This window comes from Actinoplanes sp. NPDC051851, from assembly GCF_040681165.1.
In the GTDB taxonomy this organism is placed as follows: Bacteria; Actinomycetota; Actinomycetes; order Mycobacteriales; family Micromonosporaceae; genus Actinoplanes.
The window spans coordinates 64,502-82,315 of the sequence record NZ_JBFAYF010000030.1 but is presented as its reverse complement, the minus strand read 5'-3'; the positions used below and the strand labels follow the sequence as shown (position 1 = coordinate 82,315).

18 protein-coding genes, 1 tRNA gene and 1 other RNA gene are annotated in these 17,814 nt (G+C 69.3%); 13 read left to right on the top strand and 7 right to left on the bottom strand.

Features of this window, described 5'->3' with window-relative positions; translation table 11 throughout:
- Positions 1 to 60: 60 nt before the first annotated feature.
- Positions 61 to 288 (bottom strand): helix-turn-helix domain-containing protein, encoded by a 228-nt coding sequence (locus AB0M08_RS26620; RefSeq protein ID WP_364498515.1) that lies wholly within the window; start codon positions 286 to 288, stop codon positions 61 to 63.
- 149 nt (positions 289 to 437) lie between these two features.
- Between AB0M08_RS26620 and AB0M08_RS26615 the strand changes: the two genes are divergently transcribed.
- Complete coding sequence (locus AB0M08_RS26615; RefSeq protein ID WP_364498512.1) at positions 438 to 968, top strand: hypothetical protein; 531 nt, start codon at positions 438 to 440, stop codon at positions 966 to 968.
- Between the two features lie 7 nt (positions 969 to 975).
- On the opposite strand, the gene AB0M08_RS26610 is transcribed toward AB0M08_RS26615, so the two are convergent.
- The gene (locus tag AB0M08_RS26610; RefSeq protein WP_364498509.1) at positions 976 to 2,214 is read right to left on the bottom strand and encodes a hypothetical protein; all 1,239 of its coding nucleotides are present in this window, start codon (positions 2,212 to 2,214) and stop codon (positions 976 to 978) included.
- A gap of 322 nt (positions 2,215 to 2,536) precedes the next feature.
- On the opposite strand from AB0M08_RS26610, the gene AB0M08_RS26605 reads away from it, so the two are divergent.
- The 8 genes from AB0M08_RS26605 (at position 2,537) to ssrA (ending at position 9,106) form a co-directional block, all read left to right on the top strand.
- A complete protein-coding gene (locus AB0M08_RS26605) occupies positions 2,537 to 3,052 on the top strand; it encodes a PadR family transcriptional regulator (RefSeq protein WP_364498506.1) in 516 nt (171 codons plus the stop codon).
- Between the two features lie 66 nt (positions 3,053 to 3,118).
- The gene (prfB, locus tag AB0M08_RS26600) at positions 3,119 to 4,231 is read left to right on the top strand and encodes a peptide chain release factor 2 (protein ID WP_364498504.1); all 1,113 of its coding nucleotides are present in this window, start codon (positions 3,119 to 3,121) and stop codon (positions 4,229 to 4,231) included.
- Positions 4,232 to 4,371: 140 nt separating this feature from the next.
- The gene (ftsE, locus tag AB0M08_RS26595) at positions 4,372 to 5,052 is read left to right on the top strand and encodes a cell division ATP-binding protein FtsE (RefSeq protein ID WP_364498501.1); all 681 of its coding nucleotides are present in this window, start codon (positions 4,372 to 4,374) and stop codon (positions 5,050 to 5,052) included.
- 66 nt (positions 5,053 to 5,118) lie between these two features.
- On the top strand, positions 5,119 to 5,994 hold the full coding sequence (gene ftsX, locus AB0M08_RS26590) for a permease-like cell division protein FtsX (RefSeq protein ID WP_364498499.1): 876 nt from the start codon (positions 5,119 to 5,121) through the stop codon (positions 5,992 to 5,994).
- A gap of 152 nt (positions 5,995 to 6,146) precedes the next feature.
- Positions 6,147 to 7,382: a M23 family metallopeptidase gene (locus AB0M08_RS26585; RefSeq protein WP_364498496.1), complete on the top strand. Its 1,236-nt coding sequence runs from the start codon at positions 6,147 to 6,149 to the stop codon at positions 7,380 to 7,382.
- 55 nt (positions 7,383 to 7,437) lie between these two features.
- Positions 7,438 to 7,914 (top strand): SsrA-binding protein SmpB, encoded by a 477-nt coding sequence (gene smpB / locus AB0M08_RS26580; protein WP_364498493.1) that lies wholly within the window; start codon positions 7,438 to 7,440, stop codon positions 7,912 to 7,914.
- 71 nt (positions 7,915 to 7,985) lie between these two features.
- Entirely contained in the window at positions 7,986 to 8,702 is a 717-nt protein-coding gene (locus AB0M08_RS26575) for a cellulose binding domain-containing protein (RefSeq protein WP_364498490.1), read from the top strand.
- A gap of 26 nt (positions 8,703 to 8,728) precedes the next feature.
- Positions 8,729 to 9,106: a transfer-messenger RNA gene (gene ssrA, locus AB0M08_RS26570) on the top strand.
- Positions 9,107 to 9,310: 204 nt separating this feature from the next.
- Here the strand turns inward: ssrA and AB0M08_RS26565 are convergent.
- From AB0M08_RS26565 to AB0M08_RS26555, 3 genes are all read right to left on the bottom strand, one after another.
- The gene (locus AB0M08_RS26565; RefSeq protein WP_364498488.1) at positions 9,311 to 9,988 is read right to left on the bottom strand and encodes a lytic transglycosylase domain-containing protein; all 678 of its coding nucleotides are present in this window, start codon (positions 9,986 to 9,988) and stop codon (positions 9,311 to 9,313) included.
- A 279-nt stretch (positions 9,989 to 10,267) separates the two neighbouring features.
- Complete coding sequence (locus tag AB0M08_RS26560) at positions 10,268 to 10,795, bottom strand: flavin reductase family protein (RefSeq protein ID WP_364498485.1); 528 nt, start codon at positions 10,793 to 10,795, stop codon at positions 10,268 to 10,270.
- Positions 10,796 to 10,875: 80 nt separating this feature from the next.
- Positions 10,876 to 11,682 (bottom strand): S-methyl-5'-thioadenosine phosphorylase, encoded by an 807-nt coding sequence (locus AB0M08_RS26555; protein ID WP_364498483.1) that lies wholly within the window; start codon positions 11,680 to 11,682, stop codon positions 10,876 to 10,878.
- A 115-nt stretch (positions 11,683 to 11,797) separates the two neighbouring features.
- Here AB0M08_RS26555 and AB0M08_RS26550 point away from each other — a divergent pair, with 115 nt between their 5' ends.
- The 3 genes from AB0M08_RS26550 to AB0M08_RS26540 all read left to right on the top strand — a co-directional run bounded on the left by AB0M08_RS26550 (position 11,798) and on the right by AB0M08_RS26540 (position 13,815).
- Entirely contained in the window at positions 11,798 to 12,355 is a 558-nt protein-coding gene (locus AB0M08_RS26550; protein ID WP_364498480.1) for a YqgE/AlgH family protein, read from the top strand.
- Positions 12,356 to 12,432: 77 nt separating this feature from the next.
- Positions 12,433 to 12,505, top strand: a tRNA-Ala gene (locus tag AB0M08_RS26545).
- Between the two features lie 857 nt (positions 12,506 to 13,362).
- On the top strand, positions 13,363 to 13,815 hold the full coding sequence (locus AB0M08_RS26540; RefSeq protein WP_364498478.1) for a hypothetical protein: 453 nt from the start codon (positions 13,363 to 13,365) through the stop codon (positions 13,813 to 13,815).
- Between the two features lie 127 nt (positions 13,816 to 13,942).
- On the opposite strand, the gene AB0M08_RS26535 is transcribed toward AB0M08_RS26540, so the two are convergent.
- Positions 13,943 to 15,277 carry a hypothetical protein gene (locus AB0M08_RS26535; RefSeq protein WP_364498475.1) on the bottom strand — a complete coding sequence of 445 codons (1,335 nt, stop codon included), beginning with the start codon at positions 15,275 to 15,277 and terminating at the stop codon, positions 13,943 to 13,945.
- A gap of 223 nt (positions 15,278 to 15,500) precedes the next feature.
- Here AB0M08_RS26535 and AB0M08_RS26530 point away from each other — a divergent pair, with 223 nt between their 5' ends.
- A complete protein-coding gene (locus AB0M08_RS26530; protein WP_364498472.1) occupies positions 15,501 to 17,366 on the top strand; it encodes a hypothetical protein in 1,866 nt (621 codons plus the stop codon).
- 45 nt (positions 17,367 to 17,411) lie between these two features.
- Here the strand turns inward: AB0M08_RS26530 and AB0M08_RS26525 are convergent, their stop codons facing one another.
- Entirely contained in the window at positions 17,412 to 17,801 is a 390-nt protein-coding gene (locus AB0M08_RS26525) for a response regulator (protein ID WP_364498469.1), read from the bottom strand.
- Positions 17,802 to 17,814 lie beyond the last annotated feature (13 nt).

Genomic DNA, 17,814 nt, shown 5'->3' with positions numbered 1-17,814 from the left:
CCACGGCCCCGGCAACGGCCCTCCACCGATCCGGGAAGAGGCCCAAAAAGGGCTCGCCGGTCATTCCGGTTCGCGGTCGGTGAGCGGGTTGTCCTGGACCCAGGCGGCGGTCTCGGCGTACTTCTGCTGGATGTATTCCTCCAGCTTGGCGCGCTCGACGCGCCACTGACCACGGCCGCCGATCTTGATGGCCGGGAGCTCGCCGCTGCGGACCATGTGGTAGACCTGAGAGTCGGAGACGTTGAGCTCGGTCGCCACGTCCGACAGCAGCAGGAACCTGCCTTCCACACCGGCCTCCACCCTCGTCGACTGCGTCAGCCTGAGTTTGCCATCGTTTGACCCGGAAGGCGTGCTGGACACGGGGCGGTCGTCCACGATCCGGAGACGCCTGGTGGAATGGGCCTTCCCCGGGCCGTGGTGGCGGTGTACTGACCGGGATGGCGAAGCTGGAGGAGAACGTGCCGATCACCGAGCTGGTCCGGGTCTATGTGCCGGCCACCGTGCCGATGCTCGCGGCCCTGCAGGCCGCGGGGCAGCTCGGCGACGGGCCGACGGTCGCCCACGCGGTCACGCCCGCGCTGCGCGAGTGGTATGCGGAGGGCGACGAGGAGGAGCTGGAGTACGTTGCCTTCACCCGTGCCGCCCAGGCCGCCCTGCAACTGCTGCGACACGACACCGCGGCGCCCCGTCGCCGGGTGGTGATCTCGGCCGACGTGCCGGCCGCGAGCCTGATCCGAGAGGACGTGGAGCTGGGCTCCAGCACCGTCAAGGTGCCCCAGGCGGTGCTGCTCAAGGAGATCGCCAGCATCCACGTGGACGGCACCGAGGCGATGGAGTCCGTCGAGGCCGCCGCCGGCGTGGTCGAGGAGGCGCTGGCCGGTGACCCGGACGCCCAGTTCACCGTCGACGGCGCCGAGGATCACGAGCTGGAGTGGTACGCGGTCTCCGAACTCGACGAACTGATCTGATTCGGACTCAGGCCCGCTTGCCTGCGGGGGTGGGCTCGACACCCGAGGTTTCCGAAGTGTCCGACGAATCCGAAATGTCGGCAGGAGCGGAGGCGGAGGTGTCCGCGGAGGCGTCGGCCTCGGCGGAGGCGTCTGCGGCGGAGACCGGGGAGGAAGGCGCGGCGAGAGGACCGGACGAGGCGGAGCCGGCGACAGCGTCCGGCGAGGTGCCGTCCGCCGGCGAGTCGTCGTCCGCCGGCGCAGCGCTGGATTCCGGCGCAGCGCCGGATTCCGATGCGGTGCTGGATTCCGGCGCGGTGCTGGACGCCGTCGTGGCGTCCTCGGCGAGGCCGTCCTCGTCCTCGTCGTCGGGGGAGGAGAGCGTCCGTCCGACCGCGATGATCGTCGTGATCGCGCCCACGAAGAGCACGATCATCGCGTTGTTGAGCCGCGACGTGCTCAGCGTCTGCTGGACCGACTGCTCCAGCTCGCTGACCTTGCCGGCCAGTTCCAGGATCTGCGACCCGGCCGTACGGGTCAGCACCTCGCCGATCATCACGAGCAGGCCGGGGCCCGCGCCCGCGAGTGCGTACATCGGCCAGCGCAGGTCGGCGCCGTCCGTGTTGCGGAAGCGCGCCCGCCGGACGATCGCGTACGCGAGCAACCCGGCCGCCAGGCCGCTGAGCGCCGCCTGGCTGTAGCTGAACCACTGGGCCGCGTTGACCGACGACTCGGTGTCCCCGGCGCCGAACGCGGTGAGGATCGGCGACTGGAACAGGTTGAGGACGAAGCCGATCAGGAAGACCGCGAGCGCCGCCGCCCCGGTCGCCGCGACGACCTGGGGGATCCGGAAGCCGGCCACCGCGCCGCCGATGGTGGCCGCCGCCGCGACGGTGCCGCCGAGGACCGCGTAGATCGTGCCGGACGTGTTGATCGTGACCATCGGGATCGCGCTGACCAGGCCGGTGAGCAGCCCGGCGCCGGTGGCCACGGCGAACCGGACGGTCGGGCCGAGCGCCCGGAGGCGGCCGATCAGGGTGAGCGCCAGCAGGGCCACCGCGGCGCCCGCCACCAGGTCCGCCGTGACCGCGCCGGGCAGGGCGTACGCCGTGGAGGTGACCTCCATCTCGGCGTCCGCGCGGCCGGTGATGGTGGCCCGTGCCGACCAGAGCATCGCGGCTGTCCAGGCCAGAGCGGCCGCCGCCAGCAGGATCACGGTGAGCGGGGTGGCCTCGTTGCGTTCCGGCGCGCCCTGGGGGTCGGTCATGGGGCCAGGGTAATGGGCGAACCTGCGGCACCCCGACCGGCCGTCCTCGGTGCCATCCTTAGATGGACTGAGACGGTTGGGGCTTTATGTCGGAATATGCACGGCGGTAAGTCCGCTTATGCCAGGTTCCTGCCTCGCCCTGCCTGTCTGACCGAATAGGTGTTCCATTTTACCTGTTCAACACGCGGTCGGCGGGCAAAACGCCGAGTTAGCACCCTCGTCGTCGGACTGTCTGTGCGGGACAGTCGTTTGTGGAGGCGCAAACTGGACGGATCGTGCGAAATCCTAGACGGCGGAGCGACAAAGTGGCAGCGTAGAAGGCATGCCCGACTTCCAAATCAATCCCACGGCTGCCGCCTTGCTCGGCCTGCTTCACGAGGGGCCGATGACCGGCGGACAGCTCATGGCGGCTGCCGAACGCCGCCTCGGGCCCTACTGGTCGATGACGCGGAGCCAGGTTTACCGCGAATTGCCCGTACTGGCCGAAATGGGGTATGTACGCCTCGGCAAGCCGGGTCCACGATCCAGTCAGCCCTATGCCATCACCGCCGCGGGCAAGCGCGCCTTCAGCCGGTGGCTCGCCGAGAACCCGGGCCGGGATGCCCTGCGCAACCCGATAGCTCTCCGGGTCGCTTTCGGTCAACAACACAGCGGCGATCAGCTGCAGACTCTCTATACCACCGCCAACCAGTACCACGCGGAAGCTCTCGCCATGGCGAAGGAGCAGGCCAAGGAGGCCAAGAAGAACGGGGATCCGTACGGCGCCGCGGCGCTCGAGTTCGCCGTCGCCTATCACAAGGCGGCGCTGACGTGGCTGAAGGCCGTGCCCGGGGAATGACGACGAGGGGATGACATCCGACCTGCCCGGCCAGCATTCTGGCCGGGCGGCGTAGTCTTGAGTGTCGTGACCGCTGCCGACTTCCCCGAGCAACTCAAAGCGCTCGACGCCACCCTCCGCAACATCGAGAACGTCCTGGACGTCGACAAGCTGCGCCGCGACAAGGCTGACCTCGAGGAGCAGGCCTCCGCCCCGGATCTCTGGGACGACCAGGCGCGTGCGCAGGAGGTCAACAGCCGCCTGTCGTACGTGGCGGGTGAGATCTCCAAGCTGGAGCGCCTGCGGTCCCGTCTCGACGACGCCGAGGTGTTGCTGGAGCTCGCCGAGGCGGAGGGGGACGACGGCTCGGTCGCCGAGGTCGGCGACGAGCTCGCCACCCTGACCAAGGCGATCGAGGAGATGGAGGTCCGCACCCTTCTCTCCGGTGAGTACGACGCCCGCGAGGCGCTGGTCGCGATCCGGGCCGGCGCCGGTGGCGTGGACGCCGCGGACTTCGCCGAGATGCTGATGCGGATGTACCTGCGCTGGGCGGAGCGGCACGGTTACCCGACCGAGGTCTACGACACCTCCTATGCCGAGGAGGCCGGGCTCAAGTCCGCCACCTTCACGGTCAAGGTCCCTTATGCGTACGGCACGCTCAGCGTGGAGTCGGGCACCCACCGCCTGGTGCGGATCAGCCCGTTCGACAACCAGGGCCGCCGGCAGACCAGCTTCGCCGGTGTCGAGGTGATGCCGGTCGTGGAGCAGACCGACCACATCGAGATCCCGGAGAACGAGCTCAAGGTCGACGTCTACCGCTCGTCCGGCCCGGGTGGGCAGAGCGTCAACACGACCGACTCGGCGGTGCGGCTGACGCACATTCCGACCGGCATCGTCGTCACGTGTCAGAACGAGAAGTCCCAGCTGCAGAACAAGGCGTCCGCTATGCGTGTTCTCCAGGCCCGCCTGTTGGAGCGTATCCGCCAGGAGGAGCAGGCCAAGATGGCCGGTCTGAAGCAGGACACCACCGGTTCGTGGGGCGACCAGATGCGTTCGTACGTCCTGCACCCGTACCAAATGGTGAAGGATCTGCGCACCGAGTACGAGACGGGTAACCCGACGTCGGTCTTCGACGGCGAGGTGGACGACTTCATCGAGGCCGGCATCCGGTGGCGGAAGCAGAATCAGATCGTGGCCTGACGTTGATCGGCACGCTGTGTGACCCTGCCTGAACGCTCGGTCAGGCAGGGCCGGGGTGGTTGGGCCGTTGCCGCTGGTGGTGAAGATTCCCGACCCCGCTGGGGTTGGCGAATTCGTTACACCGCGTAGACTCCCATCCCGTGATTCAGCTCGAGAACGTGACGAAGACGTATCCGAAGGCGTCTCGGCCGTCGTTGGACAATGTCAGCGTCGGGATCGAGAAGGGTGAGTTCGTCTTCTTCATCGGCCCCTCCGGTTCCGGCAAGTCGACGATCATCAAGCTGCTCCTCCACGAGGTCGCACCGACCCGTGGCAAGGTGGTGGTGAACGCCAAGGACGTGACCTCTCTCCGGTCGTGGAAGATCCCGCAGTTCCGGCGCTCGATCGGCTGCGTCTTCCAGGACTTCCGCCTGCTGCCCAACCGCACCGCGTACGAGAACGTCGCGTTCGCCCTCGAGGTGATCGGCAAGACCAAGGCGGTCGCCCGGCGCGTCGTTCCCGAGGTTCTCGAGCTGGTCGGCCTCGGCGGTAAGGAGCACCGGTACCCCCACGAGCTCTCGGGTGGTGAGCAGCAGCGTGTCGCGGTGGCCCGTGCCTTCGTGAACCGGCCGCTGATCCTGCTGGCCGACGAGCCGACCGGTAACCTCGACCCGGACACCTCGATCGAGATCATGCGGCTGCTGGACCGGATCAACCGGACCGGCACCACCGTCGTCATGGTCACGCACGACTCCAACATCGTTAACCAGATGCGGCGCCGGGTCATCGAGATCGAGAGCGGACGGATCGTCCGTGACCAGGCCCGCGGTGTCTACGGCTGAGACCGGCTCCGCCCACATGTCGAACGCTGAAACAGCACCACGCGGAGTCCCGGAAGGATCCCCCCGATGCGCGTGAAGTACGTCCTCAACGAGGTCCTGGTGGGCCTGTGGCGAAACGTCACGATGACGGTCGCCATGATCATCACCATGTCGGTCTCGTTGACCATGCTGGGCGCCAGCGTGCTGATGTACATGCAGGTCGACCGTATGAAGACCTTCTACTACGGCGAGATCGAGGTTTCGATCTTCCTGAACGACGACGTCACCGACGCGCAGCGGGCTGCGGTCGAGCAGGCGATCGACGGTAGTGATCTGGTCAAGTCGAAGACCTACGAGAGCAAGGAAGACGCCTTCGAGCGCTTCAAGGTTCTCTGGCAGGACTCGCCCGACTTCATCAACTCGATCAGCGCGGACAGCCTGCCCGAGTCGTACCGGGTGAAGTTGAAGGACCCGGAGAAGTACGCCCAGTTCGCCGACGGGGTGCAGGGCCTGGAGGGCGTACGCCAGATCATCGATCAACGTACGCTGCTCGAGAAGGTCTTCAAGATCTTCAACTCGATCCAGGTGATGTCGCTCGTCGTGGCGGCGGTGATGGCCTTCGCCGCGTTGCTGCTGGTCGGTAACACCATCCAGGTCGCCGCGTACAGCAAGCGGCGAGAAGTCGCGGTCATGAAGCTGGTCGGTGCGTCCAACTGGTTCATCCAGGCGCCGTTCGTGCTGGAAGCGGTGGTCGCCGGTGTGGTCGGCTCACTCCTCGGCTTCATCGCGCTCTTCATCGGCAAGGTCGTCCTGCTGGACAACAAGCTGCAGGCCCTGACCACGATCCTGACGCCCATCCCGAACGGCAACGTGTGGCTGATGCTGCCGCTGCTCGCCGGCGTCGGTTCCCTGGTCAGTGCCGTGACGGCCTGGGTGACCCTGCGCTTCTACCTCAAGGTCTAGCGCTTTACCGCAAGGTCTGACGCCCACACAAGACCTTTCCTCCGAAGGCCGTGACCCGTCCGGGGTCACGGCCTTCGGGCGGTTTACGGCAATCCAGGCGATTAGTCGGAGTACGGTGACTCCTCGTGGTGTTTCACCGACATAGCGCTCTGTTGACCGCATTGCTCTGCGCGCTCGGCGTCGCCGGCCCGGTGCTGGTGGTGCCGGTGATGCCCGCCGTGCCGGCCGCGGCCGACCGCGGGGATGACGCGGCCCGGGCGAACCGGGCCGTCCGCCGTGCCGAGGCTTTGCTGGAGAGCGCCGGCGCCGGTGCCCGGGCCGCCGCCCAGCGACTCGAGATCGCCACGGCCGCGCTGCCGGTCGCGCAGCGCCGGGTGGCCACCACCCGGGGCGTGGTCATCGCCACCCGGGTGCAGGCGAACACCGCCGCCCAGCGGGCGGAGCAGTCGCGGCAGGCGTACGCGTCGGTCGCCGTGGATTACGAGGCCGCCGCGAAGCGGGTCGCCGGGGCACGCGACCGGGTCGACGAGATCGCCGCCGCCAGCTACATGGGCAGTTCCTTCTCCCGGCTGAACGTGCTGGTCTCGGCGACCGGGCCGGCCGACCTCCTGGACCGGATGCAGCTCGTCGACGAGGCGGTCCGCCGGGAGAACACCGACATCCGTACGCTGATCGCCGCCCGCCGGGACGCCCGGATCGCCCAGGACCGGGCCGGCGCCGCGAAGCGTGCCGCGGAGGCCGCCGCGGCCGACGCCGCCGCCCGGTTGCGCGAGGCGCAGGCCGCCCAGAACTCCGCGGTACGCGCCAGCCGGGACGTCTACCGGCTGGTCCTGGCCCGGCAGGCCGCCCTCAGTGCCGCGCGGGCCCAGCGCGCCACCGTGCTGGCCCAGTACCAGGCCGCCGTGGTCGCGGAACGGCGGATCCGGGCCAGCATGCGCGGCTGGGAGACCCGCTCCGGGTACACCGGCCGGTACGCGGGCGGACTGCTCACCATGCCCGTACACGGCTGGAAGAGCAGCAACTTCGGCAACCGGTACGACCCGTACTACGGCGTCTGGCAGCTGCACGCGGGCACCGACTTCGCGGCCGGGTCCGGCACCCCGATCCGGGCCGCCGCGCAGGGCCGGGTGATCCAGGCCGGCTGGGCGGGCGGGTACGGCAACTACACCTGCATCAACCACGGACAGCTGATGGGCACCAGCTTCTCGACCTGCTACGGTCACCAGTCGCGGATCTATGTTCACGTCGGTGAGTATGTTCACCGGGGCGAGGTCATCGGTCGGGTCGGCAGTACGGGCGCGTCGACCGGCGCGCACCTGCACTTCGAGACGCGTTTCGCCGGTACGCCGCGAAATCCGCTGAACTATCTGCCGCACTGTCTTTGTTAGTATTTGCCGCCGGTCGAGCGTCAGCCCGCCGGTCGAGCGTCAGGGGGTCTGCGGTATGCCACGCGAACAGGGGCGCAAGCTCGTCGCCTCCAACCGCAAGGCTCGCCACGACTACGCCATCCTCGACACGTACGAGGCCGGCATGGTGCTCACCGGGACCGAGGTCAAGTCGCTGCGGGCCGGCCGCGCGTCGCTGGTCGACGCGTTCGGCCACGCGAACGGCGGGGAGATCTTCCTGCACGGCATGCACATCCCGGAGTACACGCAGGGCACGTGGACCAACCATGAGCCGCGCCGGGTGCGCAAACTGCTGCTGCACCGCGAAGAGATCCACAAAATGATGGGCAAGCTGCGCGACGACGGCGTCACCCTGGTTCCGCTCTCGGTCTATTTCGAGAACGGGTACGCCAAGGTCGAGATCGGCGTCGCCAAAGGTAAGAAGGCGTACGACAAGCGCCAGGACATGGCCGAACGGGACGCGAAGCGCGAGATCAACCGCGCCGTGGGCCGTCGTGCCAAAGGCATGGGCTGACGGGGTAACCTGCCCCGCTGCTTCTGATCAACCGCTCCGCTGCCCGACTCTTGCACGAGGGAGACCGGCCGTTGTCCAAGCACGTCCCGGACCGCCAGTACATCATCGCCCGGGGCATCCTGGGCGGCGCGGCGGCCATCCTGGTAGCCCTGGTCGCGTGGGTCGCGATCCAGGCAGGCGGTCCCGCCGAGGCCGGTGAGGGGCCCACGCTGATCGAGCCCTCGGCGGACCTGCAGGCGCAGGAGGCCACCGCGGTGCCGTTGTTCTCCGCGGTGCCCAGCGCGTCGCCCTCGCCGTCGGCCTCCGCCTCGGCGACGGCGACGGCGACGGCAACCGTGGCCACCACCACCGCGCCGGCCTCGAAGACGGCTACCGCGTCGCCCACCCCGAAGAAGACCTCCTCCTCGCCCGTACCGGAGAAGACGAGCAAGAAGCCCACCAAGCCGGCGGCGTCACCGACCACCCAGGCCCCCGCCGACCTGTCGGTCTCCTACTCGAACAGCGCCTCCTGGCGCGACGGCTTCATCGCCTCGCTGGGAGTGACCAACAACGGCAGTGAGGCGCACGACTTCACGATCACCCTGACCTATCCGTCGGGCTCGGGCATCAGCCTGCGCGGGTCGTGGAACGCGTCGGTGAGCGCGAGCGGCAACACGGTGACACTGCACGGAAACTCGCTGGCGGCGGGCCGTAGCGTCACCGTAGGATTCCAGTCCGGCAAGAGCACGAACAACGAGGTCAAGCCCACCGGCTGTACGGTTGGTGGCGGTACCTGCCGGGTGCGATAAGATTGCCGGGCTGTACCACATGTCCAGGGGGTGACTGGTTTCGACTTTGTTTGTGGAGACAGGTGAAGCGAGCCGAGGAAGCCGACGTCGTCTCGAGAATCGGTCGTCGGAAACTTATAAGCGCCAAGGATAACTCCCGCGCTGACTTCGCTCTTGCCGCCTGAGGTAAGTAGCAAGTCTGTCGACCTGGGGTCGCCTTCGACCCAGTCTGTCGGCATCAGCTAGAAGGCTGGCCAATCGTTCCCGGTCACGGGGGGCGTGCGGCGAGATTAATTGTGGCTGGGCCCGTCATCCGATCTCGCTCACGTGATTCGGAGGGCCGAGTAGAGGCATAGTGAGCTGCGCTCGGAGAAGCCCTGACAAAGCGACGAAGGACCCGGGTTCGATTCCCGGCACCTCCACCAGTTGGGGGTTACCCGAACCCGCGAGAGCGGGAGAGGGTTCACCCGAAACGGCGGCACCGATGGTGCCGCCGTTTTCGTTTCTCGCCTCGGCCATCGGCGACAGGATGGGGCTGGCGGTGTCGTTCCCGCTGTAGGGGGCACCCGCGGCGCTGCCGCGCCGTCTGCTCCGAAGTGGTCGCGTTCCTGAAGAAAAGGTTGATGCGGTCAGTAGGAGCCGACGGACTCGGAGTGGGACCAGGCCTTGCACGGGGTGTCGTAGCGGTCCTTGATGTAGCCCAGGCCCCACTTGATCTGGGTGGCCGGGCTGGTCTTCCAGTCGGCGCCGGCCGAGGACATCTTGCTGCCGGGGAGGGCCTGGGGGATGCCGTACGCGCCGGAGCTGCGGTTCGTCGCCCGGTAGTTCCAGCCGGACTCCTTGTTGAAGAGGCTGTTCAGGCAGGGGAACTCGGAGAGGGCGAAACCCGCGTCGAGGAGGAGGGCGCAGCCGATCTGGCGGCTGCCGGAGTACTCGTTGCAGGAGGACGGGATGGGGCCGGCGTAGGCGACCGGGCCGGCCGCCGCGGCCTGGGCGGCCTTCTTCTTCGCGGTGACGGCGGCGTTCAGGTCCTTCGCGGTGGCGTTCGCGGCCTTCGCGGCGGTGGCGGCCTTGCCGGCGGCGTTGAGCTCGGCCTGGGCGCGGGAGGCGCGGGCGGCGGCGTGCGCGTTCTGGCGGTCCTTCAGCAGGGTGATCTCGGCGGCGTCGGCCTCGACGACGCTCGCGGACGCCTCGTGCTGCAGGCGGGTGTCGCGGTGCTGGCCCAGGTAGACGCCGCCGGCCAGGCCGGTGGCGAGCAGGGCGACGGACGCGGTGCGCACGCCGAACTTGCTCCAGAACCGAATCACCGGGCCAACCCCCTCGTATCGCCACGACGGCACCGCCGCGGACGGGAGTCCGGGACGGCCGGGCGCCGGGGACGGGCCGATCCACGGGCCGGAGGAAGGGTAACCGGGACGCGCGGAAAGGGCGAGACATCGGCGGCGCTCGAAAGGGGAGACGGTTCCGGATGACGCGAATGTTCACCGGCGCCACCGCGATGTCGCGTTGATCACACGACGCCGGGCGTCGCGCGTGCGGGGAAGGTGATCACGCGGCGCTGGGCGTCGCGCGTGCGGAGAAGGTGATCACGCGGCGCCGGGCTCCGGACGTACCGGAGAAGGGGTTTGGTGAAAAGGGAGGAAACGGCGGTTGTGGTGAATCAGGTGGCCCGAGGCGGACCCGAGGTGGACGCCGAGCACGGCGCCGACGATCACGGTGGCGTCGCCGACCGGCAGGCGGTGCATCGCGGAGCAGCGCAGGGAGGCCAGGGCGGCGGGCAGGAAGGGCTCGCCGGTCGGCAGGGTGCCCCAGCCCTGCTCGGGGGTGAAACGTGGGCCGCTGGAGTGGGCGAAATCGCGGGCCAGATCGGCGTCGTCCGGGCCGAGCAGGTTGACGACGAAGGTGGGCGCGTCCAGGACCGCGCGCGCCGACGCCGTGCTGAGCAGCGAGAACGAGAGTGCCGGGGGTGCCACCGAGACCGAGGCGACGCTGGAGGCGGTGAGCCCGGCCGGGCCCGCGGGACCATTCGCGGAGATCACCGCGACGCCGGTGGGGTAGCGGCGGAACGCGGCCTTGAGCTGATCGCCGAGGTCGGTGTCGATGTCGCTGATCACGGGCCGTCCTCGCTGCTCGGGGGTACGAGAAGGACGCTAAGACCTCAAGTGGGGTTGAGGTCAACGGAGCGTGACGCGTCTTACGGGAGCTCGATCGGCAGCTTGATCCCCGCCAGGGTGTCCCTGCAGGGGCAGGTGCGCTCGGTGGGGAGCCTGGTGACCGCGTCGAGCAGGACGTCGCGGAGGCGCTCGGTGTTCTCGGCGAAGACCTGGAAGACCTCCTCCATGGTCACGCCGTGGTCGCCCTCGACCCCGGCGTCCAGGTCGGTGACCAGCGCGATCGCGGTGTAGCAGACCGCCAGCTCCCGGGCGAGCACGGCCTCCGGGTGACCGGTCATGTTCACGATCGTGCCGCCGATCGAGGAGAACCAGCGGGACTCGGCGCGGCTCGAGAAGCGCGGGCCCTCGACGACCACCATGGTGCCGCCGTCGACCGCGTTCACCCGGGCGGCGGATTCCAGGACCGCGGCGCGACCGGAGGGGCAGTACGGATCCGCGAACGAGACGTGCACGGCGCCCTCGTCGTAGAAGGTCTGCACCCGCCCGCTGGTCCGATCGATCAGCTGGTCCGGGACGACGAAGGTGCCCGGTCCGAGCTCCGGGCGCAGGCCGCCGACCGCGCACGGTGCGACGATCTGGCGTACGCCGAGGGAGCGCAGCGCCCAGATGTTGGCCCGGTACGGGATCTTGTGCGGCGGAAACCGGTGGTCCCGGCCGTGCCGGGGCAGGAAGGCCACCCGGCGCCCGGCCACGGTAGCGATGGTGATCTTGTCGGAGGGTGCACCGTACGGGGTGGTGACCTCGTGCTCGGTGGCGCCGTCGAGAAGCGCGTACAGCCCCGATCCGCCGATGACGCCGATCTCCGCTGCCGTGGGTGGAGGGTTCATGAACAGACCTTATCCGTGGCCGGAAACGCAAGCTAATGTGCTGACATGGCGTTCACGTCGAACGGGCGGCAGGCATCCCGTGTTCGGTGAGGGGCAGCGGATCGGAGGCCGGTCGATGGAGTCCATGACCGGTCAGCTTCTCGTTGCCACGCCCACCCTCAAAGACCCTAATTTCGATCGTACGGTCGTCCTGCTGGTCGCCCATGAGCCCGGCGGTGCCCTCGGCGTCGTCCTCAATCGGGCGACCGAGGTCCCGGTCGCCGAGGTCCTCGGGAACTGGGGCGAGCTGGCCGGCGACCCGGCGGTGCTCTTCGAGGGCGGCCCGGTGCAGCCCGAGTCGGCCATCTGCCTGGCGCGTACCCGACCCGAGGTGAAGAAGCGGGTGACCGGTTTTCATCCGGTCTCCGGCGCGCTCGGCACCCTCGACCTCTCCGCCGACCCGGACCGGATGCGGGAGAACGTCGCGGGCATCCGTGTCTTCGCGGGGTACTCGGGCTGGTCCGCGGGCCAGCTGGAGGAGGAGATCGCCTCGGGCTCGTGGTTCGTCTTCGACGCGCTCCCGGGCGACCCGTTCGTGGAACGCCCGGACGACCTGTGGGCGATGGTGCTGCGGCGCCAGGGCGACATCCTGGCCGCGGTCGCCCACTTCCCCCCGGACGTCTCGCTGAACTGAGGGGGTGCTTCGAGGGGACGCTTCGGGGTGTGTAGTATTTCCAGCGTGCCCGGGGGAGACGCCGGGGACAACGGCAAGGGGCTGTGGCGCAGCTGGTAGCGCACCACACTGGCAGTGTGGGGGTCAGGGGTTCGAGTCCCCTCAGCTCCACCCTTGAGAAACGCCCGGACTTCGGTCCGGGCGTTCTGCGTTCATGCCAGATCCGTGCCAGATCGCTGCTCGGGTGTGCTTCCGAGCCTCGATGATCAACGAGTCCAGAGCTGCCGTGATCGTTTGGTCTCGGTCTCGGCTCGCGTGCTGGTGGGCCATGGCGGCCCGGGTGCTGGAATGGCCGGTGCGGGCCATGGGTTCGTGATCTTCGATCGGCAAGCGGGGGCAGCGCAGGCGGTCAGAGTTCACGATCATGGCTGGCCGGGGCGGCGAGAGTCCCCGATCGTTGATCGAGTCGATCTGGCACCCCTATGGCGGCTGCGCGAGTGCACGATCGCGAATCGTGAACACCTGCCGCCCCTTCTCGCGGTTGATTGCGTGCGCCCAGCGCCCCTCCCGCGCCGTTCGTGTGCGCGTGAGGGGCGCTTCCGTGCCGTTTGTGTGCGCGTGAAGGCCGCTTCCGTGCCGTTCGTGCGCGTGAGGCCGCTTCCGCGCCGTTCGTGTGCGCGTGGCGTCCCGGGTTCGCTGCGGCACTGAATTCCCATGCGGTTGTCCATCGCGGGAGCGTGGGATTGTCGGCAGGCGGCGCGACCGAACCCCCTGCATCGGCCGGGCGCCGCGGTGCTGCGAGGTCGTCGTCGAGTATGGATCGAGAGGGATTTCCGCACGTCGACGGGGGTTCTGGGGAGAAATAGAGTCATTTATCCAGAATTCTCTGACTAAAACGCTGAAAGGGGATTGGCCGTTCGGTCGTCGATCTTGTGGGCGATTGATGGCGTTTTGGTGGCATATGTGGGGTCTTGTTGTGTTTCTCTGAATGGGCGGCGAGGCGATCGCCGATGAGGAGAAGGAGAGGCATGGACAGGGCGATGCGACTGGTGACGGTGGCCGGGATGGGCCTGCTCGCCGGGATGGCGGTCGGGAGCGGACCGGCGCTGGCGGCCGACTCGCAGGGCGGTGTGGCGGCCAAGTCGCCGAGGCCGAAGGCGGTGCAGGGGCACCCGCGGGACGACGGGCGGATCGCGGGGTACTTCCGGTCTCCGCGGGACTGTGAGAAGAGCGGGCACCGCGGTCAGTCGGCGCACGACTGGGACTGGTACGACTGCGATTTCGTGCGCCATGGCTCCCGGCACGGCTTCTGGGCGCTGGAGGTGCACCGCGACCGCCGTGGGCCGTGGGGTCCGGGGCCGGGTCACGGGCCCGGACCGTTCGGTCACGGTCCGGGCCCGGATCACGGCCACGGCCCTGGTCCCGGCCACGGCCCGGATCACGGTCCCGGCCGCGGACCGCACTACGGCCCGCGCCGCTGAAAAGAGCGGCGTTGAGGGAGCGGCGTTGAGGGAGCGGCGCTGAAGGAAGCGGCGCTGAAGGAAGCGGCGCTGAAGGAAGCGGCGCTGAAGGAAGCGGCGCTGAAGGAAGCGCGGTAGGACGAAGTGGTCAGCGAGGGGCGATCCGGGTCTGGGGACCGGGGTCGCCCTCGTCCTTTCTGCGGCGGGTGCGGCGGCGGGCGATCAGCAGGAGGGGGAGGATCGCGCCGGCGAGGACGGCGGTGGCGGCGAGGGTGGCGGCGACGAGGGCGGGGGGTGGGGAACCGTGGCTCTCGGGCGTGGTGGCGGCGACCGGAGCGGCCGTGACCGTCGCCGGGGTGGAGGAGTCCGACGGGCGTGGCGCGGTGGGCCGGGGTGCCGCAGGGGGTGTGGACGGTGACGCCGAGGTGGGTGCGGGGAGTGGCGGGGACGGCGAGGGGGCCGCGTCGAAGGAGATCGAGACGGTGGCCTGGCTGTGGGCGTACGAGAGGACGCGGATGTTGATCTTTGAAGAGGTGTCGGAGAGCGTGGTGACGGCGTCGGAGTCGGGTGGGGCGTCGTTATCGGACTCGGCGTCGGTCGGGGTGAGGTCGATCAGGGCTGCCTTGTTGTAGGACGTGCCGGGGACCCGGTAGGCGTGCACGCCCTCGACGCGTGGGTCCAGGGTGCCGGTGTGGTGGCGGTACTCCAGGACTAATCGGTCATCGCCCATCGGGATCACCAGGGCGCGAGGGCCCCTGTCGCCGTCGGCGTGCAGGGGGCGGAGCCGGTACGTCGCCGAGGTGCGGACCGTGGTGACCTGGCGGGTGGGCAGCCAGCCGGTGTGGATCATCTCGGGGGCGCTGAGGCCCTGCGCGGCGCCGCCACCGCCCATCGGCGTCTTGTGGCTCGTGCCGTCCTCGGTGCAATCGTGCAGGTCGCCGTCGGTGCAGCGGAGTCGCATCTGGTGGGTGAGGCCGACGTTGTGGCCGAACTCGTGGATCACGCCGCCCACCGAGATGCCGTCGGTCAGCCAGGTGTACGGGCCGGGCAGTGAGCCGAGACCCGCCCACGTGCACCGTGCCCGATCGTTGTTGAAGATCATCGAGAGGGCGTCGTACCCCTGGTCGCGAGTCAATCCCCGCTCGCTCAGCGCCGCCTGGGCCGTAGCGGTCATCGCCGAGGTGTCGCAGGCCGCCGCGATCGGCATCTCGACCGGGCCGATCACCTTCTCGTCCACGGCCGGCACCACGTGGTAGGTCCCGCCGGACATCCGCTCGTAGTAGGCGGCCAGTGATCCGTTCATGCCGAAGTAGTCCTCGGCCGCCCGTTCGCGGGTGGCCTCCGCATCCTTCAGCGGACTGTCGGTGAAGTTCAGCATCACCACCGCGACGCGTCGCCGCACCGTCGCCGCCTGCGCCGGCGCGGGCATGCCGGCGACGAGGGCCGCGACCGCGCCGATGGTCAAGGCGGTGCGAGATCTCACGGTGAGTGACTTCTTTCGCGTACGGGCGGTGCCCGGCGATTGAAGCTCGCGAACGCTTCGTCCGTCTTGTCATTTAATGATCATTTAAGTGATTTCCCAGGCTCCGCCGCGGCGGCGACCGGCGTTCCGATGATCGGAATCCACTTACGACTCTGAATATTCGCCAGGTTGAGTTGGCGGGTCGCCGGGTGCCGTGCCCGGCCCGTCTCGGAGGAAGAACCGGGTGAAAACAGGCCTCATCGGGGGATCCGTACTGGCGCTGGTCGCCAGCACGGTGGCCGTCATCGGGGGAGGGGCCCCGGCCGCCGCCACCGTCTCCTACGAATCACCGCCGTCCGTGCAGATCGGCTGGACCGACGCGGCCGCGCCGGATCAGGCCCACGACGCGTCCGGATCGGCGAACCTGCCGATCGGGACCTGGACCGACGACGCCGGCGTCACCCACACCACCAGGGTGTACGCGACCTACGACCTGTCCGCCTTCGCCGGCCGTGAGGTCTACGGCGGCACGCTCCGCGTTCAGGAGAAGGGCGTCGGCGACTGCGCCGATCAGGCCACCGAGTTGTGGCGGACCACGGCCGTCGACGCGACGCCGACCTGGGCGGACGCGCCCGCCGAGACCGGGCTGCTCGGCTCGGCCGACACCGGCGCCACCTGTCCGGCGGCCTACACCTACGACGTGAGCGACGCCCTGGCCGACGCGACCGCGGACGGCGAGCAGTCGATCACCTTCGAGATCCGGGTCCGGGTCGACGTGGAGGCCGACCCGGGATACTTCCGGAGCGTCTACTGGTTCGACGGCCTCACGTTCTCCATGGAGTACGACACGGCACCCGCGGTCGATGACGAGGTGCTGGTCAACGGCGGGTTCGCGTGTGCTCAGCAGGCGCCGTACCCGACGATCTGGTCGACCCTGCTCCAGGCGCGCGTCCTCGACGCCGACGGGGACCGGCTCTCCACCGACTATGCGGTGTGGCCGATCGGTGATCCGGAGGCGCGGACGACGTACACCGCGACGAACACCGCCTCCGGCCGGATCGGGGCGGTCACCGTGCCGGGCACCGATCTGGTCAGCGGCGGCACCTACGCCTGGCAGGCCCGGGCGAACGACGGCACCGAGAACTCGGCGTGGTCGCCGGTGTGTCACTTCACCTGGGACGACGCCGAACCGTCGGCTCCCACGGTGACCTCGCTGACCTATCCCACGTCCGCCGACGTCACCGCCCCGGTGGGCGAACTCGCCGGCTTCACGCTCTCCGGTGAGGGAGATCCGGACGTGGCCGGTTTCGCGTACTCCTGGACCGGTACCGGCGGTAGCGCCTGTGCCTACTCGGGTGAGTACGGGCAGCTGGTCTGCCCGGATCCGTTCGGTTACGCCGGCCGGGTACGGGCGGACGTGCCGGGCGGGACCGCGACGGTCCGGCTGACCCCGGAGGGCTCCCGGTTCTACGTCCGGTCGGTGGACGCGGCCGGGAACGTGTCGGCCGAGGTGACCACCGTCATCGTCGTGCCGGACTCGGACCCCACCATCACGGTGACCAACGGGGATCCGCGATGGAACGAGCCGATCGAGGTGCGGCTCGCCCCGGCGGCCGGGGTGACCGGGGTGACCGAGTACGAGGTGAAGGCCGACGACGGCGGCACCGAGACGATCCCGGCCGAGGCGGACGGTACGGCGGCCTACCGCTGGACCACGACGAGCACGACCTGGACTCACCTGCGGGTGCGCAGCCACAGCGCGAGCGGCTTCGTCTCCACCGAGGCGAGCTACGACCACTACCTGGACATCGCCACCGGGCCGGGCGTGACGTCGGACGTCTACCTGCCGCAGGAGCAGGGGTCGTTCGGCGGGGCCGGGGTGCCGGGGACCTTCACCTTCACCCCGCCCCTCGGGTGGACCGAGGTCGACTCGTACGAGTACTCGTTCGACATCATCGACACCCCGGTCTCGGTGCCGGCCGGGGCGGACGGGACGGCCACCATCACCTGGACGCCGGATCACGCCGGCTACTACGGGGTGGACGTGTACGCGACGCGGGCGGACGGCGGCGTGGAGCACACGTACTACGAGTTCTCCGTGGCGGAGTAGGCCCCGGCCGGCTCCCGGGCGTGGCGGCGCCCGGGAGCCGGGGGCTCAGAAGTCCCCGAGGTGGCGGCGGCTGATCAGGGTCTGCAGTTCGGCGACGAGGGCGCGCGGGGAGAGAGGCTTGGAGAGGTAGCCGTCGGCGCCGGCGACCAGGCCCGCGTCGACGTCGTAGGCGTGGCTGTTGCCGGAGACCATCAGGATGGCCATGTCGCGGATGGTGGGGTTGCGGCGGGCGAGCTGGCAGAGCTCCATGCCGTTCATCGCGGGCATCCGGACGTCGGTGATCATGCCGACCGGTTGGGCGACGGTGAGGATGCGGGCCGCGGTGTTGCCGTCCTTGGCGCCGACGGCACGGTAACCGGCCGCCTCCAGGGTGAGCGACAGCATGTCGCGGACATCGCTGTCGTCGTCGGCGATCAGGATCAGGTTCTGGTTCATCGTCGGGGCCCTC

What these genes read in the sequence shown, in the direction of transcription:
- AB0M08_RS26615 (WP_364498512.1), top strand. Translation starts at nt 438, where the DNA reads ATGGCGAAGCTGGAGGAGAACGTGCCGATCACCGAGCTGGTCCGGGTC.
- AB0M08_RS26610 (WP_364498509.1), bottom strand. Translation starts at nt 2,214, where the DNA reads ATGACCGACCCCCAGGGCGCGCCGGAACGCAACGAGGCCACCCCGCTC.
- AB0M08_RS26605 (WP_364498506.1), top strand. Translation starts at nt 2,537, where the DNA reads ATGCCCGACTTCCAAATCAATCCCACGGCTGCCGCCTTGCTCGGCCTG.
- ftsX (WP_364498499.1), top strand. Translation starts at nt 5,119, where the DNA reads ATGCGCGTGAAGTACGTCCTCAACGAGGTCCTGGTGGGCCTGTGGCGA.
- smpB (WP_364498493.1), top strand. Translation starts at nt 7,438, where the DNA reads ATGCCACGCGAACAGGGGCGCAAGCTCGTCGCCTCCAACCGCAAGGCT.
- AB0M08_RS26555 (WP_364498483.1), bottom strand. Translation starts at nt 11,682, where the DNA reads ATGAACCCTCCACCCACGGCAGCGGAGATCGGCGTCATCGGCGGATCG.
- AB0M08_RS26550 (WP_364498480.1), top strand. Translation starts at nt 11,798, where the DNA reads ATGGAGTCCATGACCGGTCAGCTTCTCGTTGCCACGCCCACCCTCAAA.
- AB0M08_RS26540 (WP_364498478.1), top strand. Translation starts at nt 13,363, where the DNA reads ATGGACAGGGCGATGCGACTGGTGACGGTGGCCGGGATGGGCCTGCTC.
- AB0M08_RS26525 (WP_364498469.1), bottom strand. Translation starts at nt 17,801, where the DNA reads ATGAACCAGAACCTGATCCTGATCGCCGACGACGACAGCGATGTCCGC.